Origin of the sequence: Lysobacter sp. 5GHs7-4 (genome assembly GCF_021284765.1) — a bacterium.
Classification (GTDB): Bacteria; Pseudomonadota; Gammaproteobacteria; order Xanthomonadales; family Xanthomonadaceae; genus Lysobacter.
The window spans coordinates 1,858,161-1,871,072 of sequence record NZ_CP089924.1 but is presented as its reverse complement, the minus strand read 5'-3'; the positions used below and the strand labels follow the sequence as shown (position 1 = coordinate 1,871,072).

The 12,912-nt window shown below is 70.4% G+C and carries 12 protein-coding genes; 4 read left to right on the top strand and 8 right to left on the bottom strand.

Features of this window, described 5'->3' with window-relative positions; translation table 11 throughout:
* Positions 1 to 150: 150 nt before the first annotated feature.
* Together creC and creB are read right to left on the bottom strand one after the other, a co-directional pair.
* Positions 151 to 1,599, bottom strand: coding sequence for a two-component system sensor histidine kinase CreC (gene creC, locus LVB77_RS08385; RefSeq protein ID WP_232909698.1), 1,449 nt, complete (start codon positions 1,597 to 1,599; stop codon positions 151 to 153).
* 9 nt (positions 1,600 to 1,608) lie between these two features.
* Entirely contained in the window at positions 1,609 to 2,286 is a 678-nt protein-coding gene (gene creB, locus LVB77_RS08380; protein WP_232909697.1) for a two-component system response regulator CreB, read from the bottom strand.
* A gap of 68 nt (positions 2,287 to 2,354) precedes the next feature.
* Here creB and rlmJ point away from each other — a divergent pair, with 68 nt between their 5' ends.
* Positions 2,355 to 3,218 (top strand): 23S rRNA (adenine(2030)-N(6))-methyltransferase RlmJ, encoded by an 864-nt coding sequence (rlmJ, locus tag LVB77_RS08375; protein WP_232909696.1) that lies wholly within the window; start codon positions 2,355 to 2,357, stop codon positions 3,216 to 3,218.
* Positions 3,219 to 3,225: 7 nt separating this feature from the next.
* Here the strand turns inward: rlmJ and LVB77_RS08370 are convergent, their stop codons facing one another.
* The 4 genes from LVB77_RS08370 to LVB77_RS08355 all read right to left on the bottom strand — a co-directional run bounded on the left by LVB77_RS08370 (position 3,226) and on the right by LVB77_RS08355 (position 6,142).
* On the bottom strand, positions 3,226 to 3,672 hold the full coding sequence (locus LVB77_RS08370; protein ID WP_232909695.1) for a GNAT family N-acetyltransferase: 447 nt from the start codon (positions 3,670 to 3,672) through the stop codon (positions 3,226 to 3,228).
* Positions 3,672 to 4,673 (bottom strand): DUF1963 domain-containing protein, encoded by a 1,002-nt coding sequence (locus tag LVB77_RS08365; RefSeq protein WP_232909694.1) that lies wholly within the window; start codon positions 4,671 to 4,673, stop codon positions 3,672 to 3,674. Before LVB77_RS08365 ends, LVB77_RS08370 begins: the two co-directional genes overlap by 1 nt.
* Positions 4,674 to 4,784: 111 nt before the next feature.
* A complete protein-coding gene (locus LVB77_RS08360) occupies positions 4,785 to 5,699 on the bottom strand; it encodes a cation diffusion facilitator family transporter (protein WP_232909693.1) in 915 nt (304 codons plus the stop codon).
* Between the two features lie 92 nt (positions 5,700 to 5,791).
* Positions 5,792 to 6,142, bottom strand: coding sequence for an MmcQ/YjbR family DNA-binding protein (locus tag LVB77_RS08355; protein ID WP_232909692.1), 351 nt, complete (start codon positions 6,140 to 6,142; stop codon positions 5,792 to 5,794).
* Positions 6,143 to 6,192: 50 nt separating this feature from the next.
* Between LVB77_RS08355 and LVB77_RS08350 the strand changes: the two genes are divergently transcribed.
* Together LVB77_RS08350 and LVB77_RS08345 are read left to right on the top strand one after the other, a co-directional pair.
* Positions 6,193 to 6,747 (top strand): GNAT family N-acetyltransferase, encoded by a 555-nt coding sequence (locus LVB77_RS08350; RefSeq protein WP_232909691.1) that lies wholly within the window; start codon positions 6,193 to 6,195, stop codon positions 6,745 to 6,747.
* A 167-nt stretch (positions 6,748 to 6,914) separates the two neighbouring features.
* On the top strand, positions 6,915 to 7,964 hold the full coding sequence (locus LVB77_RS08345; protein ID WP_232909690.1) for a class I SAM-dependent methyltransferase: 1,050 nt from the start codon (positions 6,915 to 6,917) through the stop codon (positions 7,962 to 7,964).
* 75 nt (positions 7,965 to 8,039) lie between these two features.
* Here the strand turns inward: LVB77_RS08345 and LVB77_RS08340 are convergent, their stop codons facing one another.
* Both LVB77_RS08340 and LVB77_RS08335 read right to left on the bottom strand, forming a co-directional pair.
* Complete coding sequence (locus LVB77_RS08340; RefSeq protein ID WP_232909689.1) at positions 8,040 to 8,465, bottom strand: organic hydroperoxide resistance protein; 426 nt, start codon at positions 8,463 to 8,465, stop codon at positions 8,040 to 8,042.
* A gap of 93 nt (positions 8,466 to 8,558) precedes the next feature.
* Positions 8,559 to 9,032: a MarR family transcriptional regulator gene (locus tag LVB77_RS08335; protein ID WP_232909688.1), complete on the bottom strand. Its 474-nt coding sequence runs from the start codon at positions 9,030 to 9,032 to the stop codon at positions 8,559 to 8,561.
* Between the two features lie 382 nt (positions 9,033 to 9,414).
* On the opposite strand from LVB77_RS08335, the gene mfd reads away from it, so the two are divergent.
* The gene (mfd, locus tag LVB77_RS08330; protein ID WP_232909687.1) at positions 9,415 to 12,909 is read left to right on the top strand and encodes a transcription-repair coupling factor; all 3,495 of its coding nucleotides are present in this window, start codon (positions 9,415 to 9,417) and stop codon (positions 12,907 to 12,909) included.
* Positions 12,910 to 12,912 lie beyond the last annotated feature (3 nt).

The following is a 12,912-nucleotide window of genomic DNA, read 5'->3' as shown; positions in this document are numbered from 1 at the left end:
GGGCTTTTGTCTTCTGTGGGAGCGACGTGAGTCGCGATGGCTCCGAGCTCGCGTAGCTGCTCCGTGTAGGAGCGGCGTTTTTGGGGCTCTGCCGCGCATCGATCGCGACTTACGTCGCTCCCACAGAAAGCAAAATGGCTGACGCGGGCTTTAGAGGCCGCGCGCCAGGATCAAGCTGGCGACGGCGCCGCCTCCCTCGCGATTGCCCAGCGAGGCGTGGCCGCCGTGCAGGGCCGCGACCTCGGCGACGAAACACAGGCCCAGGCCGCTGCTGCGGCTGCCGCCGGCGGGGCGCGACAGCGAGTAGAAGCGCTCGAACACGCGCGGCAGCGCGTATTCGGGCACGCCGGTGCCGCGGTCGCCGACGTCCACGCGCTGGGCTTCGCCGTCGCGGTACAGGCGCAAGGAAATCTCGCCCTGCGCGGGCGAGAAATCGGCGGCGTTGTCGATCAGGTTGACCAGCGCCTGACGCAGCAGGAAGGGGTCGCCCTGCAAGGTCGGCAGTTGTTCGTCCAGCTCCAGGTTCAACGTCAGTGCGCCTTGAGCCAGGCGTGGCGCGCACTGTTCGGCGGCTTCGCGCGCGATTTCGGCCAGGTCCACCGGCTCGGGATTGTCCAGGCGCTGGCGGTGCTCGACCGCGGCCAGGGCCAGCAGCTTGTCGATCATCTGCGCCAGGCGGTCGCTCTGGCGGCGGATGCTGGCGGCGAAGCGGGCGCGGTCCTCTTCGGCCATCGGCGCCTCGCCGGGGCGCGTTTCCAGCAGCTCGGCGCTGCCGCGGATCGCGGCCAGCGGACTCTTCATCTCGTGGGTCAGCGTGTGCACGTACTGCTCGACGTACTGCTTGCCTTCCAGCTGCGTGCGCATGCTTTCCAACGCGCGCCCGAGTTCGCCGAACTCGCCCACCGATGCGGGCAGCTCGGCGCGGCGCCCGGCGCTGACCGCGTGCGCGTAGCGGCGCAGGCCGTTGAGCTGGCGCGACAGCCACCACGCCGCGAACAGGCCGATCAGCAGCGCCGTGCCCATCAGCACGCCGCCCCAGCGCAGCACCACGCGCTGGCTGCGCTCGATGAAGGGGGCGATGGTGCGGTTGGGCTTGGCCACGGTCAGCGAGCCGATGATGCGGCCGGCCGGGTCGCGGATCGGCGCGGCCACGTGCATCACGCTGGAATTGGGATCGTCCGGGTCCGACGGCGTGGAGCGCGCGCCGTAGCGGCCGCGCAGGGTCAGGTAGACGTCGTTCCAGCGCGAGTAGTCGCGGCCCAGCGCCTCGCCGCTGCTGTCGAACACGACGATGCCGCGCGCGTCGGTGATGTACAGGCGGTAGTTGGTGGCGCGCTTGCCGAAGCCCCAGATCTCGGCGCCGAAATCGCGCCCGCGCAGCTCGCGCACGCGTCGCGCGAAGGCGCCGTCGTTGATGCGCCCGGCGATGAAGTCGTCGGTCGCCAGTTCGGCCAGCACGTTGGCCGAGTCGACCAGGGTGTCCTCCATGGCCTGGCGCACGCCGGGCTTGACCTCGGCCAGGAACACCCGCGTCAGCAGCAGCGCCGCCAGCGCGACGATGCAGAAATAGCCGAGGAAAATACGCAGACCGATCTTCATGCGCGCCGCTCAGCCGGCATCCAGCGAGTAACCCAGGCCACGGTGGGTACGGATCGGATCGCTGCGATCGTCGACCTCGCGCAGCTTGGCGCGCAGGGTCTTGATGTGGGTGTCGACGGTGCGGTCGCCGCTGTCCAGGGCATCGCCCCAGACCCGGTCCATCAGCTGCGCGCGCGACAGCACCGCGCCCGGGCGCTGCAGCAGCGCGGCGAGCAGGCCGTATTCGTAGCGGGTCAGGTCCAGCGGCTGGCCGCGGTAGCGCACGCGCTTGCCTTCCGGGTCGTGGCGGAACGCGCCCTCGGCGGCGGCCGGCGCCTCGGCCTGGGCGCGGCCGCGTCGCAGCACCACGCGCACGCGCGCGACCAGCTCGCGCGGCGAGAAGGGCTTGGTCACGTAGTCGTCGGCGCCGATTTCCAGGCCCAGGATGCGCTCGGCCTCGGCGTCGTGCGCGGTCAGGAAGATCACCGGCAGGTCGCGTTCGCGGCGCAGTTCGCGGCACAGGGCGAAGCCGCCGATGTCGGGCAGGCCGACGTCGAGCACGGCCAGGTCGTAGCTGTGGCGCTGGGCTTCGCGCAGGGCCTCGCCGCCGGTCAGGCAGTGCTCGGCCTCGAAGCCCTCGGCGCGCAGGGCGTAAAGCACGGTGGCGGCGATCGCGGGTTCGTCGTCGACCAGCAGGATGCGGGGCATGGCGGGATTCGGGGTGGACCGCGACAAGCATAGAACAAGCGCCGGCGCGGACGGGCTACCCTATGCCCATGAACTACCGTCACGCCTTCCATGCCGGCAACCACGCCGACGTGCTCAAACACGTCGCCCTGCTGGCGTTATGCGACGCCCTCACGGTCAAGCCGGCGCCGCTGTTCGCGCTGGACACCCACGCCGGGCGCGGTCTGTACCCCTTGGACGGCAACTCGGCGCTGCGCACCGGCGAGGCCGAGGGCGGTATCGCCCGCCTGCAGGCCGAAGCGCCCAAGCACCCGGCGATCGCGCGTTACCTGGGCGCGGTCAAGGCCTGCCGCGCCGAGCACGGCAGCGCCGCCTATCCGGGCTCGCCCTGGCTGCTGGCCCATGCGCTGCGCGCCGACGACCGCATCGCGGCCTGCGAACTGCAGCCGGAGGAAGCCGCGCAGCTGGCGCACAATTTCGCCAGCGATGCGCGCGTGGCGGTGCATGCGCGCGACGGCTACGGGGCGATGAAGGCGCTGCTGCCGCCCAAGATCGGCGCCACCCGCTACAACCGCGGCCTGGTCCTGATCGACCCGCCCTACGAGGCGCAGCTGGACGAGTTCGACACCGCCATCGCCGCCCTGCGCGAGGCGCTGGGACGCTGGCCGCAGGCCTGTTACGCGCTGTGGTACCCGATCAAGCGCCGGCGCGCGCTGCAGCCGTTCTACCGCCGCGCCGCCGCGCTGCCGGCCAAGTCGGTATTGACCGCCGAGCTGCTGGTGCGCGCCGACGATTCGCCGCTGCGCATGAACGGCAGCGGCCTGCTGCTGCTCAATCCGCCCTACCAATCCGACCAGACCCTGGGCGCGGTGCTGCCGCTGCTGAGCAAGGCGCTGGGCGAAACCGAGGCGGCCAGCTCGCAGCTGCAGTGGCTGGCGCGCAGCGACATTTGAGCGCTCCTCAGCGCGCCGGCCGCACCATCTCCACCAGGTCGTAGCCCGGCGCGAAGCCGTCGCGCTGTTCGCGCGTCGCCACGAAACCGTGGCGGGCGTAGAAGGCGCGGCTGAACTGCGTGGTCTCGATGACGATGCGCTGGAAACGCGGCTCCGCCGCGATATGCCGCAGACGTTCGCGCAGCAGCCGCTCGCCGTAACCGCGGCGGTGCAGGTCGCGCCGCACCATGCCCCAGCACAGCCCGGCTGCGCCGGGCGCTTCGTCGATCGCGGCGTAGCCGCCGCAGGCCACGAGGCCTTCGTCCGGAGTTTCGATCACGAAGTAGTCGTCGATCTCGTCCAGGGTCTGGATGAAGTCGGCGCGCTCGAGTTCGGCGAAATAGTCGGGCACGTTGCTCGCGAACAGGGCCAGGCAGGCGTCGCGGTCGGCGGGCGTGTAACGGCGCAGCCGCATCAATAGCAATCCCAGTTGTAGGCGACGCGATCGAACTTGCCGCGCGCCAGGTCGTCGGGGTCGATGAAGAAATTGGCGATGCCCGAGTCGCCCCACATCATCACGTCGTCGCTGTCCAGTTGCAGCAACAGCACCTGGCCGTCGCCGGCCTCGCGCGGGTCGCTCTGGGTGAATTCCGGATGCCCGCCGAACTTGTGCCCGGCGCGGCTCAGCGTTTCGTACACGGCGTCGGACAGGTTGACTTTGTTCTGCTCCGGATGCGCGGCGGCATAGGCTTCGATCGCCTGGTCCAGCGACGCGCGCAGCGCCGTGGTCAGGCCGACGTCGTTGGCGCCGATGCTCTCGCGGTGGGCGCTGAAGCGCATGCGTCGCGGCGCGGCCGGGTCGAACGGCAGCTGCCCCAGGTCGGCGGGCTGCACCGGCGGCGCCAGCGCCGGCGCGTCGGCCTGAGGCCAGTGGACCACGCGGAACCGGCGCGGCTGCGCCAGCGCCTGCATGCGGCCTTCGTAGTCGTCGATGTTGGCGCCGTAGAAATCGCCGTGACCGGAGATGTAGAACTGCAACAGGCCGCTTTGCGGATAGCCGGCCAAACGCGCTTCGGCCAGATCGACCTGAGCCAGCAGCACCAGCGGCCGGCCTTCCGGATCGCGCGGATACTCGCGCCCCGCCGCCCAGTACGGGCGGCCGCCGACCTTGCTGGCCTTGAGCTCGTCGGCCGCCATCGCGCTCAGTTCGATGTCGAGCACCGCACGCGCGGTGGCATCCAAACGCGAGCGCAGCGGCGCCAGCACCTCCTCGGCCGCGCGCTCGGCGCGCGCCTGCACGGCGGGATCGTTCGAGGCGGACGCCCGCGCCGCCTGCATCGCCGCCAGCGCGGCCTCCTCGCGCGCGTGCGCGTCGCCGCCGCCGTAGCGGTACAGGCGATAACCCAGGTAGCCCACTGCTGCGCCGACCACGCCCATCAGAGCGGTCGACAACAGCACCGCGTGCACGGTCTTCATGCGTCCCTTCCCTTACGCCGGCCAGCGCGCATTATCGCCCGCACCACACCGCAAACGACGCAGGCCACGGGGAGACGATCCCCGTGGCCTGCCGGTGCCGCGCAGCCGGCGTCAGAGCCCGGCTTTGATATCCGGCTCGAAGAAGCTCCAGCGCACTTCCGGGAAGGCCTGCTTCATCGCCCGCTCGACCGCGTTGATCTGCTCGATCGCGCCGGCCAGCTGGTGCTCCTCGCGCATGCGCGCCTGCACCGAGACCATGACCTCGTTGCCCAGCTGCAGCGTGATCAGGCTGATGACCTGGGAAATCTCGGGGCGGCTGCCGAGGAAGTCGCGGATCTGCTGCTGGCGCGCCGGGTCGACGCTCTGGCCGATCAGCATCGCCTTGACCTCGATGGCGACGAACACCGCCACCACGATCAGCAGCGCGCCGATGGCGATGGTGCCGATCGCGTCCCAGATCGGGTTGCCGGTGGCCACCGCCATCAGCACCGCGGCCAACGCGAACACCAGGCCCAGCAGCGCGGCCAGGTCCTCGCCGAAGATCACCACCAGTTCGGCCTGGCGGCTCTCGCGGAACCACTGCCACAGGCTGCGGCTGCCGCGCGCCTTGTTGACCTCGACCAGACAGGCGCGCATCGAGACGGCCTCGGCGGCGATGCCGAAGGTGAGCACGCCGGCCGCCCACCACCACTGCTTCAGCGGTTCGGGGTGCTGCAGCTTATGGATGCCCTCGTACAGCGAGAACATGCCGCCGACGGTGAACAGCATCACCGCGACCAGGAACGACCAGAAATAGATCGCCTTGCCGTAGCCCAGCGGATAGTCCGGCGACGGCGGCCGCTTGGCCTGGCGCATGCCCAGCAGCAACAGCAGCTGGTTGCCGCAGTCGGCCAGCGAGTGCACGGTCTCGGCGAGCATGGCGCTGGAGCCGGTGAAGAACGCGGCCACGCCCTTGGATACCGCGATCGCGAAATTGGCGCCTAGCGCGAACAGAATCGCGCGGGTCGAATCACCACCACCTGCCATGGTCGTCCTGCTCACGAGGTTCGGAAGCGGCGGAGTCTAGCATCCGTCCGCGCGCGCCCAGACCCGCGCGCGCGGCCCAAGCGCCGGGCCGGTCAGTCGGCCAGTTCGCGCTGCAGCTTCTTGCTCAGGCGGGCCCGGATCAGCTCGTAGCTGCGGCGCAGCAAAGCCTGCAGTTCGGCCGCCGGCACACGCCCGGGCTGGAGCACGTTGACCCAGTGCGCGCGGGCCAGGAACGGCGCCGGACGGAAGCCCGGGCGTTCGGTCAGTTCCAGGAAACGCTCGTCCTCGACCCGGAAACTCAGGCCGCCGGGCTCAGGCCCTTGCAGCCGGCAGGCACAGAACATCCGCCCGCCGACGCTGAAGACCGTCACCTCCTTCCACTTCAGGTCCTCGACCACCCCGGGCCAGGCGCCGACCCAGGCACGTAGTTTTTTTTTGTCCATGTGAGCCCGAAATGAAGCCGCAACGGTCTCCAGTGTGCCAATATCCGGCCATGGCCGCGCGCGAAAGACTCCCGCCTTGGCACGAACGCCAGCGTCTCCCCAACGGACGCGAAGTGCTGATCCGTCCGATTCGTCCGGAGGACGCCGAGCCGCTGCGCGCCGGTTTCAGCCTGCTGCAGCCCGATGAAGTCCGCCAGCGCTTTCTCTACGCGCTGAAGGAACTCACCCCGGAGATGGCCGAGCGCTTCACCCGGGTCAACCCCAAGACCGAGTTCGCCCTGGTCGCCGCCGAGCCGATGTCGCCCGGCGAGGCCCTGGTCGGCGCGGTCGCGCGCGTGGCCATCGACGACAACGGCCGCGACGCGGAATTCGCGATCCTGGTCAGCCACTACATCGCCAACATGGGCCTGGGCCGTTACCTGATGACGCGCCTGGTCAAATGGGCACGCGGCAAGAAGGTCGAGCGCATCTACGGCGACGTGTTCGAGCACAACCACGCCATGCTGGCGCTGGCGCAGTCGCTGGGCTTCGAACGCGAGTTCCAGCAGGACGCGCCCGGCCTGATCCGGGTCTCGCTGGACCTGCGCAAGCCCGACCCGGTGTAAGCGCCGCACGCGGGTAGCGGTACCGCGCGGCGATGCCGCAGTCCCCATCCCCCTGCCCGCCGACCGGCGGTAGGCCGCGCCTGCGCGCGCGCCGCGTTGGCTAGCTTGCACGGCGCCGGCGGCAGGCCTTGCCGCGTATCCACGGACGGAACGCTCGGGACGCGGATATGAGCATCGACGAAGCACGCCTCAACGAATTCCTCGGTCGCGCGGTGGGCGACCTGGGCGCCGCCATCAGCGCCACGCTGATGCTGGTCGGCGATCAGCTGGGCTACTACCGGGCCCTGGCCGAACAGCCGCTCACGCCGGCCGAGCTGGCGCAGCGCACCGGCACCCACGAGCGCTACGCGCGCGAGTGGCTGGGCAATCAGGCCGCCGGCGGCTACGTGCGCTACGACACGGCCGACCAGCGCTATTCGCTGAGCCCGGAGCAGGCGTTGTGCCTGGCCGATCCCGGCGGGCCGGTCGACCTGCCCGGCGCCTATTGCATCGTCGAGGCCGCGTTCCACGCGCTGGAGCGCACCAAGGAGAACTTCCGCAGCGGCGCCGGCATGGAATGGGGCGAGCACCACCCCTGCCTGTTCCACGGCACCGAACGTTTCTTCCGCGCCGGCTACAACGCCCACCTGCTCAGCGAATGGCTGCCGGCGCTGGACGGCGCGCTGGACAAGCTGCGCCAGGGCGGCAAGGTCGCCGACGTCGGCTGCGGCCACGGCGCCAGCACCACCCTGATGGCCAAGGCGTTTCCGAACACCGCCTTCATCGGCTACGACTACCACCCCGCCTCGATCGAGATCGCGCGCCGCCGCGCCCAGGAGGCCGGCATCGACAACGCCTACTTCGAAGTCGCCGACGCCACCGGTTACAGCGGACGCAATTTCGACCTGATCGCGTTCTTCGACTGCCTGCACGACATGGGCGATCCGGTCGGCGCGGCGCGGCATGCGCACGCGGCGCTGAAACCCGACGGCCACTGCCTGCTGGTGGAACCCTTCGCCGGCGACCGCGTCGAGGACAACCTCAACCCGGTCGGACGCGTGTACTACGGCGCGTCCTCGCAGATCTGCGTGCCGGTGTCGCTGGCGCGGCACGGCCCGGCGCTGGGCGCGCAGGCCGGACAGGCGCGGCTGCAACAGGTGATGAGCGAGGGCGGCTTCAGCCGCTTCCGCCGCGCCACCCAGACCCCGTTCAACCTGGTGCTGGAAGCGCGACCCTGAGCGCGGGCGCGCGAAAAACGAAAACCCCGGCGCGCGGCGCGTGCCGGGGTTCGCGGTGACGCAAGCGCGACGCGGTCAGACCAGGGTCAGGGTCACGTCGATGTTGCCGCGGGTCGCGTTCGAGTACGGGCAGACCTGATGCGCCTTCTCGATCAGCTCCTGCGCCTGTTCGCGCGGCAGGCCCGGCAGCGAGATCCTGAGCTCGGCCTGGATGCCGAAACCGGCCGGGATCGGGCCGATGCCGACGGCGCCTTCGATCGAGGTGTCGGCCGGCAGCGCGATCTTTTCCTTGCCGGCGACGAACTTCAGCGCGCCGATGAAGCAGGCCGAGTAGCCGGCCGCGAACAGCTGTTCGGGGTTGGTGCCGTCGCCGCCGGCGCCGCCGAGTTCGCGCGGGGTGGTCAGCTTGACGTCGAGCACGTTGTCGGACGACACGGCGCGGCCGTCGCGGCCACCGGTGGCGGTGGCGTGGGCGGTGTAGAGGACTTGTTCGAGGGACATGGTCGGGCTCCTGCGGGGGTTGGGTCGGTGTGGAGTGGAGGAGCCGTCGCCGGCTCCATTGGGGTACGGGGTTGCGTCGGGCGTCGGTGGCGCTCAGACGTGCTGCATGAGGTTGGCGCGCAGCCCTTCCAGCTGCGATTTCATCGAGCCCAGTTGCTCGGGCGCGCAACCGGCGGCGCCGAAGATGCCCATCGGCACCGCGCGCGCGGGTTCCTGCAAGGCGCGGCCGGCGTCGGTCAGCGCGATCACCACTTGACGCTCGTCGGCGCGGGCGCGGGTGCGGCTGATCAGGCCCGCGCTTTGCAGGCGCTTGAGCAGCGGCGTCAGCGTGGCCGAGTCCAGGTACAGGCGCTCGCCGATCTCGGACACGGTGATCTGGTCGCGCTCCCACAGCACCATCATCGCCAGGTACTGCGGATACGTCAGGCCCAGGCCGGCGAGCAGCTTGCGGTAGACCTTGTTCAAGGCCAGCCCGGTCGAGTACAGGGCGAAGCAGAGCTGGTCGTCGAGCTTCAGCGACGGGGTCGCCGGAGGCTGCGCGGTCGGGGTGGGGGGCTGCGTCTTCATGGGGCGTAATTTACATAGCGCGCTATTTAATAGCGAGCGATATTAACCCCAACCCTGACACGCATCGTTCCGACGACGGCGTCTGTGGCGTGGAGGCGCAGGCCGCGATTACCCCACGGCCAGATGACAACCGCCCCCTGCCCGGCCGCTCCGCGCAGCCGCCTTGAATCCAGACCGTGACGCCGCCCGCCCGTCTCACGTCCTGCGACGCCCCTGCGCAACACTCCAGCCCCCGAATGCGCACGGGCCGCTCACCCGGCTCGCGTACACTCGGCGCCCATTGCGCTGGCGGCGAAGGCTGCCGGCGCTGCACTCGTTTTGGCCCATGCTGCGACGAGCGCCATCGCCCCACTCCACACCGAGTCCGATGCCCACGCTGCCGATGTCCACGCTTCCCAACGCCAAGTCCGCGACGCACCCGCTGCCAATTCCCGTCCCGCCGCTGCCCAAGGCCGGCCAGCAACGCGCCTGGTGGCGCGCGCCGGCCTCGCCGTCGGCGCTGGCGTTGCACCTGGCCGCCGCCGCGGCCGCGCACGCCGGTCCGCTGCTGGCGATCGCGCGCGACAACCAGGCCGCGCACCAGCTGGAATCCGACCTGCGCACCCTGCTGGGCGGCGACGGCGAACTGCCGGTGCTGCCGTTCCCGGACTGGGAGACCCTGCCCTACGACCAGTTCAGTCCGCACCCGGACATCGTCTCGCAGCGCCTGTCCGCGCTGCACCGCCTGCCGACGCTCAAGCGCGGCATCGTGGTGGTGCCGGTGCAGACGCTGCTGCAACGGCTGGCGCCGCTGAAGCACGTGGTCGGCGGCAGCTTCGACGTGCGCGTCGGCCAGCGCCTGGACATGGACGCGGAAAAGCGCCGCCTGGAATCGGCCGGTTACCGCAACGTGCCGCAGGTGCTGGACCCGGGCGACTTCGCGGTGCGCGGCGGCCTGCTGGACGTGTACCCGATGGGTGCCGACACGCCGTTCCGCGTGGAGCTGCTGGACGACGAGATCGAGACCATCCGCGCCTTCGATCCGGAATCGCAGCGCTCGCTGGACAAGATCGAGGCGGTGCGCCTGCTGCCCGGCCGCGAAGTGCCGCTGGACGAGGCCTCGCTCAAGCGCGCGCTGGACGCGCTGCGCGACCGCTTCGACCTGGACACGCGCCGCAGCGGTCTCTACCAGGATCTCAAGGCCGGTCTGGCGCCGTCGGGCATCGAGTACTACCTGCCGCTGTTCTTCAAGGAAACCGCGACGCTGTTCGATTACCTCGGCGCGCAGGCGCTGCCGGTGCTGGGCGACGGCGCGCTGGAAGCGGCCGAACAATTCTGGACCCACACCGGCGAGCGCTACGAACAGCGTCGCCACGATCTGGAGCGGCCGCTGCTGCCGCCCGATGCGCTGTACCTGTCGCCCGACGCGTTGCGCGAGCGGCTCAACCAGGGCGACCGCGTCGAGGTCTGCGGCGACGGCCATCCGCAGCGCGAACGCGCGGCCGCGCTGGGCGACCAGCCCGCGCCCGCGCTGCCGGTGGCGGCCAAGGACGCCGCGCCGGCGCAGGCGCTGAAATCGTTCCTGGACAGCTACCCGGGCCGCGTGCTGATCGCCGCCGACAGCGCCGGCCGTCGCGAGGCCTTGCTGGAATTGCTGCAGGCCGCCGAACTGCGCCCTGAAGTGCTGGCCGGTTGGCGCGCGTTCGCCGCCGACGGCGCGCGTTTCGCGATCGCGGTGGCGCCGCTGGACGACGGCTTCGCGTTGACCGAACCGGCGCTGGCGGTGCTGACCGAACGCCAGCTGTTCCCCGACCGCGCCTCGCAGCCGCGCCGGCGCAAACGCGTCGGCCGCGAACCCGAAGCGATCATCCGCGACCTGGGCGAGCTGTCCGAAGGCGCGCCGATCGTGCACGAGGACCACGGTGTCGGCCGTTACCGCGGCCTGGTGGTGCTGGAGGCCGGCGGGCAACCCGGCGAATACCTGGAAATCGAATACGCCAAGGGCGACCGCCTGTACGTGCCGGTCGCGCAGCTGCACCTGATCAGCCGCTACTCCGGCGCCTCGGTGGAAACCGCGCCACTGCATTCGCTGGGCGGCGAGCAATGGAGCAAGGCCAAGAAGAAAGCCGCCGAAAAAGTCCGCGACGTCGCCGCCGAACTGCTGGAGATCCAGGCCAAGCGCCAGGCCCGCGCCGGCTTGGCGCTGGACATGGACCGCGCCATGTACGAGCCGTTCGCCGCGGCATTCCCGTTCGAGGAGACTCCCGATCAGCACGCCGCGATCGAGGCGGTGATCCGCGACCTGGGCAGCAGTCAGCCGATGGACCGCGTGGTCTGCGGCGACGTCGGCTTCGGCAAGACCGAGGTCGCGGTGCGCGCGGCCTTCGTCGCCGCCGCCGCCGGCAAGCAGGTCGCGCTGTTGGTGCCGACCACGCTGCTGGCCGAGCAGCACTATCGCAACTTCCGCGACCGCTTCGCCGACTGGCCGCTGCGTGTGGAAGTGCTGTCGCGCTTCAAGACCGCCAAGGAAATCAAGGCCGAACTCGACAAGCTGGCCGAGGGCAAGATCGACGTGATCGTCGGCACCCACCGCCTGCTGCAGCCGGACGTGCGTTTCGCCGACCTGGGCCTGGTGATCGTCGACGAGGAGCAGCGCTTCGGCGTGCGTCAGAAGGAAGCGTTGAAGGCGCTGCGCGCCAACGTGCACCTGCTGACCCTGACCGCCACGCCGATCCCGCGCACGCTCAACATGGCCATGGCCGGGCTGCGCGATCTGTCGATCATCGCCACCCCGCCCGCGCACCGCCTGGCGGTGCAGACCTTCGTGGTGCCCTGGGACGACGCGCAGCTGCGCGAGGCGTTCCAGCGCGAACTCGCACGCGGCGGCCAGGTCTACTTCCTGCACAACGACGTCGAGAGCATCGGCCGCATGCAGCGCCAGCTGCAGGAGCTGGTGCCGGAGGCGCGCATCGGCATCGCCCACGGCCAGATGGCCGAGCGCGAGCTGGAACGGGTGATGCTGGATTTCCACAAGCAGCGCTTCAACGTGCTGCTGGCCTCGACCATCATCGAGTCGGGCATCGACATCCCCAACGCCAACACCATCATCATGAACCGCGCCGACAAGTTCGGCCTGGCGCAGCTGCACCAGCTGCGCGGCCGCGTCGGCCGTTCGCACCATCGCGCCTACGCCTACCTGGTGGTGCCGGACAAGCGCTCGATCACGCCCGATGCGCGCAAGCGCCTGGACGCGATCGCGGCGATGGACGAACTGGGCGCCGGCTTCACCCTGGCCACCCACGACCTGGAAATCCGCGGCGCCGGCGAACTGCTGGGCGAGGACCAGAGCGGGCAGATGGCCGAGGTCGGTTTCAGCCTCTACACCGAATTGCTGGAACGCGCGGTGCGCTCGATCCGCCAGGGCAAGCTGCCCGACGTGGACGCGGTCGAGGCGCGCGGCGCCGAGGTCGAGCTGCACATCCCGGCGCTGATCCCCGACGACTACCTGCCCGACGTGCACACCCGCCTCACCCTGTACAAGCGCATCAGCGGCGCGCGCGACGTCGAGCAGCTGCGCGAGCTGCAGGTGGAGATGATCGACCGCTTCGGCCTGCTGCCGGATGCGGCCAAGCATCTGTTCGCGGTGGCCGAACTGAAGCTGGCCGCGACCGAGCTGGGCATCCGCAAGCTGGACCTGGGCGACAAGGGCGGCCGCGTGCAATTCGTCGAGAAGCCCAACGTGGACCCGCTGGCGGTGATCCGCCTGATCCAGACCCAGTCCAAGCTTTATCAGATGGACGGCGCCGACAAGCTCAAGGTCAAGCTGGACCTGCCCGACGCGCCGGCGCGCCTGGCCGCGGCGAAGGGTTTGCTGACGGTGTTGCGACAGGCGGCGTGAGGC

Coding starts and splice junctions, on each gene's coding strand:
- LVB77_RS08335 (WP_232909688.1), bottom strand. CDS start 9,032: ATGAAGACGCAGCCCCCCACCCCGACCGCGCAGCCTCCGGCGACCCCG.
- creC (WP_232909698.1), bottom strand. CDS start 1,599: ATGAAGATCGGTCTGCGTATTTTCCTCGGCTATTTCTGCATCGTCGCG.
- LVB77_RS08360 (WP_232909693.1), bottom strand. CDS start 5,699: ATGGCAGGTGGTGGTGATTCGACCCGCGCGATTCTGTTCGCGCTAGGC.
- LVB77_RS08365 (WP_232909694.1), bottom strand. CDS start 4,673: ATGAAGACCGTGCACGCGGTGCTGTTGTCGACCGCTCTGATGGGCGTG.
- LVB77_RS08345 (WP_232909690.1), top strand. CDS start 6,915: ATGAGCATCGACGAAGCACGCCTCAACGAATTCCTCGGTCGCGCGGTG.
- LVB77_RS08340 (WP_232909689.1), bottom strand. CDS start 8,465: ATGTCCCTCGAACAAGTCCTCTACACCGCCCACGCCACCGCCACCGGT.
- LVB77_RS08350 (WP_232909691.1), top strand. CDS start 6,193: ATGGCCGCGCGCGAAAGACTCCCGCCTTGGCACGAACGCCAGCGTCTC.
- mfd (WP_232909687.1), top strand. CDS start 9,415: ATGTCCACGCTTCCCAACGCCAAGTCCGCGACGCACCCGCTGCCAATT.
- LVB77_RS08370 (WP_232909695.1), bottom strand. CDS start 3,672: ATGCGGCTGCGCCGTTACACGCCCGCCGACCGCGACGCCTGCCTGGCC.
- creB (WP_232909697.1), bottom strand. CDS start 2,286: ATGCCCCGCATCCTGCTGGTCGACGACGAACCCGCGATCGCCGCCACC.
- LVB77_RS08355 (WP_232909692.1), bottom strand. CDS start 6,142: ATGGACAAAAAAAAACTACGTGCCTGGGTCGGCGCCTGGCCCGGGGTG.
- rlmJ (WP_232909696.1), top strand. CDS start 2,355: ATGAACTACCGTCACGCCTTCCATGCCGGCAACCACGCCGACGTGCTC.